This is a genomic window from Myxococcus vastator (genome assembly GCF_010894475.1).
In the GTDB taxonomy this organism is placed as follows: Bacteria; Myxococcota; Myxococcia; order Myxococcales; family Myxococcaceae; genus Myxococcus; species Myxococcus vastator.
On sequence record NZ_JAAIYB010000910.1, the window covers coordinates 1 to 802 of the forward strand.

1 protein-coding gene is annotated in these 802 nt (G+C 72.2%); it reads right to left on the reverse strand.

From position 1 onward, the window contains the following. On the reverse strand, window positions 1-745 hold a 745-nt coding region (locus G4D87_RS38280; protein WP_163787651.1), incomplete at its 3' end, for an MBL fold metallo-hydrolase. Window positions 746-802 lie beyond the last annotated feature (57 nt).

Below are 802 nucleotides of genomic sequence, written 5' to 3' on the forward strand. Positions count from 1 at the left end.
GCACCGCCGTCGCCCGAGGCCACAGCGGCGCCAGCGCCCCACCCCGCGCGTGGTGCGGCGGGAAGAAGAGCACCTCGCCCGGCTCCACCTTCCCGTCGTAGCAGCGCAGGTTCTCAATTGGCACGCCCAGCTCCGCGTAGAGCCGCGCCACCTCGTAGATGGAGGGGTGCGCCACCAGCGGGAAGCCGCGCCCCGCCAGGTGCTTCATCGCCTCCTGGCTCTTGCCCAGCGGATAGCCCAGCAGCACCGGCACCGCGCCGCGCTCCAGTTGCATCCGCAGCCACGTCTCCACCTGCCCCAGCACCTCCGGACGCGGCGGGAAGCGGTAGCGCGGGTGGCCGAAGGTGGACTCGATGACGAGCGTGTCGCACTCCGCCACCTCCGTCGCCTCGGCGGTGAGCGACGGCGCCACGTTGAGGTCCCCGGTGTAGACGATGCGGCGCCCATCCGGCCGCGTCACGCGGAGCTGCGCGCTGCCCAGGATGTGCCCCGCCGGTAGCAGCTCCAGCACCAGCGGCCCCAGCTCGAAGGGCTGCCGGAAGGGCACCTCGCGCGGCTCCCGCACCGGCCCCAGGCGGTGCGTCATGAAGCGCAGCGTCGCCGCCGTGGCGATGGTGCTCTCGTGCCGGGCGATGTGGTCCGAATGCCCGTGACTCACAAAGCACAGCGGCGACTTGCGCTTCGCGTCCAGGGACAGGGGGGTGCCCGTCAGGTGCATCCCGTTTCGCCGCAGCTCCACACTCATGGGAAGGGCCTCGGGTATAGCGCGTCCACCCGCCGGTGGCCGCCTTCACTTCACCGC